The organism is Dapis hubbardiae BLCC-M172 (assembly GCF_050016015.1).
GTDB lineage: Bacteria > Cyanobacteriota > Cyanobacteriia > Cyanobacteriales > Microcoleaceae > Trichodesmium.
Window position 1 is genome coordinate 51657 of record NZ_JBNHEQ010000073.1, and the last position, 1920, is coordinate 53576.

1 protein-coding gene is annotated in these 1920 nt (G+C 34.2%); it reads left to right on the forward strand.

Annotated elements, in window-relative coordinates:
* Positions 1–1712, forward strand: a 1712-nt coding sequence (locus ACP6PK_RS07690; RefSeq protein WP_426559114.1) for a glycosyltransferase family 2 protein, incomplete at its 5' end; no start/stop codon positions are given.
* Between the last annotated feature and the right edge of the window lie 208 nt (positions 1713–1920).

Consider the following 1920-nt stretch of genomic DNA (forward strand, 5'->3'; position numbering starts at 1 on the left):
CTCCTACAGCAAAAAAAATTTCTACTACTAATGTTTCTGGGTTTGGAGACCAAACTCCTACACAACAAAAACAGGAATTATTGGGTTTATCGGGAGTAACAGTTGAAAGGTTCTGGGAAATTATTAATCCAGTAATTTTAATGGAAGAAAGAAGGAAGAAGGAAGAAGAAAGAGCAGATTTTTATCAACCTTCTATTAGTATCCTAACTCCTACTTGGAATTCTTCTTTAGATTGGTTTGTGGAAACGGTTTTGAGTGTTCTTAACCAATCTATTTATGACTGGGAATGGTGTATTGTTGATGATGGCTCGAAACAGCCAGAAATTAGAAATGTTCTTGCTGGTTTGGCAGAAAAAGAATCGAGAATTAAAGTTCTATTTTCAGAGGATAATGGTGGTATTAGTGCTGCGACAAATAGAGCGCTAAAAATGGCTACTGGAGAATTTATTTGTTTATTAGACCATGATGATACTCTCGCACCGACAGCTTTAGAAAATAGTTTGGATAAATTGGCAGAAGGATTTGATGTTGTTTATTCTGATGAGGATAAAATTGATTTTGATGGTTTAAGTTATATTGAATCATTTTTTAAACCTGACTGGTCTCCTGAATATTTTCGTGGTGTTATGTATGTCGGTCATTTATTATGTGTCCGTCGAAAAATAGCTTTAGATGTTAAAGGTTTTAACAGTCAATTTGATGGGGTACAAGATTATGAGTTTATGTTACGAGTTTCGGAGAAGACTAATAAAATTGCTCATATTTATAAACATCTTTATCATTGGCGAAAAGTTAAGGGTAGTATTTCGGGAGATGTTGATGCTAAAGCTGGTATTGAAGTAGTACAACAAGCTGCTGTTAATGCTCATTTAGAAAGAATTGATTTGGCGGCAAAAGCTGAACCTGGTTTGGGTAGACATCGGGTAAATATTAATCCTTTGCCGAGAAAGAATTATCCTTTGATTAGTTTGATTATTGCTACTCCTAATATTTCGGAAAGTCTCAATCAATGGTTGGAAAATTTCTTGTCTGTTTCTAGTTATCCTAAAAATGAAGTAATTTTAATTGGTGGGAATGGAACAGAGAATTTAATCCAAAATCCTGCTGTGAAGGTTTTAAGTTTATCGGGTAAGTTTAATGATTCTCGTGCTTATAATTTGGGTGCTAAAACTGCCCAAGGTGAATATTTTGTTTTTGTGAATACTAATTTAGAAGTGGCGGTTAATGATTGGCAAAGACATCTTTTATATTATGCCGAACAATCTGATATTGGTGCTGTAGGAGGATTTTTAGTTTTTCCTAATGGAACTGTTGAACACGCGGGTATTGTGTTAGGAAAGTTGGGAAAGGTTAATTATGTGATGCGAGGTTTTCCTACTAATCATGATGGTTATGCAGGTTCTTTAGTTTGTGCGAGAGAGGTGTCTGCTGTAAGTAGAGATTGTCTGATGGTGAGTCGGGAAAATTTTGATTTGGTTGGTGGTTTTAATGAATATTTTTTCTCTGATTATCAGGATGTTGATTTGTGTTTGAAATTGCGGAAGAAAGGTAAGCGAATTTTGTTTACTCCTCGCTGTGTTTTAATTAACCATGAATCAGAGAAAGATAAACAAGGAAATTATGATGTGGTTGATTATATGTTGCTGTTAGATCAATGGCAAATTGATATGGATATGGGAGACCCATATTACCAATGGATAATGGATAATTGATAATGGATAATTGATGATTGATAATTAATCAATTCGGCTTTATTGCCTCTCCGTTTCAATGGATAATGGATAATTGATATAAGAAGAGAGTTTTTATGAGCCACTCTCCATTATTCATTGTTCATTATCCATTAATAAAAATCCTTATTTTGATATAGCAATTCCCAAGAAGCGTGAGGTACAAAATTCTAGGTTTTAGGGAACACTT